The following is a 2,751-nucleotide window of genomic DNA, read 5'->3' as shown; positions in this document are numbered from 1 at the left end:
TTGATAACTCCATAAGAATTAAAAGCTAACTTCGGTTCCGTTCAACAGGCTTTCATCTCATGCCCTCCGGGCTAGACGAAAGCTTAGTTATTAGCAGAAGTTTTTTTATTGGCTATAAAGTTTTTCAAACTTAGAATATGACTCTATATCTTGAAAATTTCTTGAATATAATTCTTGATATTTTTCCTGTGTTTCTTCCCTCAAAAATTCGTTAACATCAATTATTTTTTCAAAATTTACAACAATTACATCTTCATTCTGATTTTTGTAGGTAGTTTCACAAGATTTTCCATATTCTTCTAAAACAGTCCTTGCTTCATCTATATTTTGTGACTTTATAGACAAATATGTCTCCTCAAAACTGCAGTTATTCGTCGTTTCATTTTTGGTTCTCAAAAGAACTATTCCGAAATATTTTTTCATAATATTATTTTTTAAATCTGTTGTCATTTAATAATTTCCAAGCCTTTTTGTGATCCGCAGAGGTGCCATTTTTTACTTCTCTAATTTTTACATCATAGAATTGACCTGGGAATTCTGAATTAATTCCACCTTTTCTACATCTTCCAATAAAACTTCTACAAGTTTAGTCAAGATTTTGACTTGCGTCGCAAGAACTCTGAAATACAAAAGTTGGTTTTCCATCAAATGGTTTTTGCTTTTCAAACGAACTTAAAGTAATAAAGCATACAAATAGCAATACTAAATTAAATGTCTTTTTCATTTTTTTTAATTTTATAGTTTGGATAAAAATATAAAAATTTATTCATTGATAAAAATCTTTTATAGTTATTTTTCACTCTTTTAAGACGATAGTTTTTATAAAATTTCTGCTAACTGAAAAAGTATTGGCGAAGTGCGGGATTTCGAAGAACTGAAAGTTCAAGGAATTCCAATCGTAGCCGATATTTTTTTCGTGGAATAAACTTACAAAAAAACTATGGAACGAAAAAATAGCGGCGGCTAATTATTACAAATATTTCAACTCTGATTTTAACCCCGCATTTTGCCAATACAATGTTAGCAGAAGTTTATTTGGCTCTAAACTTTTCAAGCAATTCAAAGAATTTATCAAATGATTCCTTACCACTTGAACTATAAAAATTAATAAGACTACTCCAGTTTGGATGTGTAGAATTGTTTTTAAAATAATTTATTACAAAATTATTAAACCCTTTAAAATTCGCAAAATCAGTATCGTTTTCTGTCACATTTTCGGAATAGCCTTGGATAAAAACAAAAATGTCTCTAACATTTTCGCAAGGATATAATCCTTGCCGTTCTTTCATTTTTTCTAAAGTTTGATATAGCATATTATTATTTTATAGTTGTTATTTCGGTAGTAGTAAATCCTGTCGGATAACCGCCTGCTACACAATGAAGTTTAGATTCCCAACTTGTTTTAGCAGAACCTTTTGGATGTAGATTGTCAAAAACTTCTCCATTAATTACTGCAATTATATGTCTGCCGTTTTGGCTTATTGCAGTTGTTGTGCTGTAATCATCATGTGTTATAAAAGGTTTTCCATCTTTTGTTTTAATTTCATAAAATTTATAACTTGTAATTGAATATTTTGCCGAATTAGCACTCAAAAAAGATTTTAGTTTTTGTGCATATTCAACACACTTTAAGTTCTGATTATTATAAGCGCTAGTTGCAGCGAATGCTGCATCCTTAAATGCCTGAGATGTTTGTGCATTAACTTTAAAAACCCCAATAAGAAGTACTATAAAAATAGTCAAAAATTTAAGTTTGTTCATTTTATTATTATTTGTAAATGTAATAAAATTTTTGGTTATGCGCATTTTTTTAAATTTCTGCTAACGGGAAACGTATTGCTGAAGTGCGGGCTTTTACACCTGAAATTTCTACTAAAAACTGCACGAAGCAAAAAATGTTTTCCGCTGACTAAATTAAAAAAAAAAATGGAGGCGGAAACATTTTTTGCGACTAAATTTCACGAAATTTTCAACGCAAGAGCCTTCAATCCCGCATTTTAGCAATACGATGTTAGCGGAAGTGCTTTTCTGTGAAAAATTCTATAGCATCATTTTCAAGAAAGTGAATAAAATTCTCAAAAGCACTTATAATTCTACTTGCAGGATACTTTTCTTCAAAATTCATTTCTGACAATTTTTTCAAATTCATCTTATTTGCATAATCTAATGCTTTTTGGCTATACATTGTAGGAAATCTTAAGCGTCCATTTTCAGTTATTTCATTTTTATACATTTTCGACGCAATTATTTCTTTATTTGTTTTTATTATCAAACGTACCCAGTCCAAAACAGTTAGACCACCTCTTCCGTCAAATTTAATTTGTATAATAAATTCAGCACCAGCAATTTCCTTTGTAAATATTTTTTTCGATTTTAGAAACTTAAAACCCTTTTCGGATAGATATTGATTTAATTTAAATAGAAAAAATTCAGATGCATTCATAAATTTAATATGTTCAGTATAGCATTTCCGCTAACGGAAAAAGTATTGGCGAAGTGCGGGCTTAATTTGAACGAATGTTCAAGTTCAGACCAAACGGAGCCGATGCTTTTTCAGATTGTCTAAATTATGAAAAAAAACAATATGAAAAGCAGCGGCGGATAAATATTTCAAATCTTTCTATTATATAATTCGCCCCGCATTTTGCCAATACAATGTTGAACTAAACCTCCGGTAGCTTTTCCGTTATAAACCATATATTTAGGATATTTAAAATTCAAAATTATGGTAACTAAAAAAAATCTCCGGAG

Annotated in this window: 5 protein-coding genes; all 5 read right to left on the bottom strand. The window is 29.7% G+C overall.

The window, feature by feature from the left end:
• Positions 1-105 precede the first annotated feature (105 nt).
• The 5 genes from BM072_RS15295 to BM072_RS15280 all read right to left on the bottom strand — a co-directional run bounded on the left by BM072_RS15295 (position 106) and on the right by BM072_RS15280 (position 2,443).
• Positions 106-450, bottom strand: coding sequence for a DUF4288 domain-containing protein (locus BM072_RS15295; protein ID WP_081917675.1), 345 nt, complete (start codon positions 448-450; stop codon positions 106-108).
• A gap of 136 nt (positions 451-586) precedes the next feature.
• Positions 587-724, bottom strand: coding sequence for a hypothetical protein (locus BM072_RS15510; RefSeq protein WP_177190332.1), 138 nt, complete (start codon positions 722-724; stop codon positions 587-589).
• A gap of 307 nt (positions 725-1,031) precedes the next feature.
• Positions 1,032-1,289, bottom strand: a complete 258-nt coding sequence (locus BM072_RS15290; RefSeq protein ID WP_143080502.1) for a hypothetical protein — start codon at positions 1,287-1,289, stop codon at positions 1,032-1,034.
• A gap of 28 nt (positions 1,290-1,317) precedes the next feature.
• Positions 1,318-1,761 carry a papain fold toxin domain-containing protein gene (locus BM072_RS15285; RefSeq protein ID WP_177190331.1) on the bottom strand — a complete coding sequence of 148 codons (444 nt, stop codon included), beginning with the start codon at positions 1,759-1,761 and terminating at the stop codon, positions 1,318-1,320.
• 250 nt (positions 1,762-2,011) lie between these two features.
• Positions 2,012-2,443 carry a hypothetical protein gene (locus BM072_RS15280; RefSeq protein WP_092910732.1) on the bottom strand — a complete coding sequence of 144 codons (432 nt, stop codon included), beginning with the start codon at positions 2,441-2,443 and terminating at the stop codon, positions 2,012-2,014.
• Positions 2,444-2,751: the final 308 nt, after the last annotated feature.

Origin of the sequence: Algoriella xinjiangensis, from assembly GCF_900115015.1 — a bacterium.
Classification (GTDB): domain Bacteria; phylum Bacteroidota; class Bacteroidia; order Flavobacteriales; family Weeksellaceae; genus Empedobacter; species Empedobacter xinjiangensis.
Note: the sequence above shows the minus strand (reverse complement) of the source record. Positions and strands in the feature narration are given on the sequence as shown.

What these genes read in the sequence shown, in the direction of transcription:
- BM072_RS15295 (WP_081917675.1), bottom strand. Translation starts at nt 450, where the DNA reads ATGACAACAGATTTAAAAAATAATATTATGAAAAAATATTTCGGAATA.
- BM072_RS15510 (WP_177190332.1), bottom strand. Translation starts at nt 724, where the DNA reads ATGAAAAAGACATTTAATTTAGTATTGCTATTTGTATGCTTTATTACT.
- BM072_RS15290 (WP_143080502.1), bottom strand. Translation starts at nt 1,289, where the DNA reads ATGAAAGAACGGCAAGGATTATATCCTTGCGAAAATGTTAGAGACATT.
- BM072_RS15285 (WP_177190331.1), bottom strand. Translation starts at nt 1,761, where the DNA reads ATGAACAAACTTAAATTTTTGACTATTTTTATAGTACTTCTTATTGGG.
- BM072_RS15280 (WP_092910732.1), bottom strand. Translation starts at nt 2,443, where the DNA reads ATGAATGCATCTGAATTTTTTCTATTTAAATTAAATCAATATCTATCC.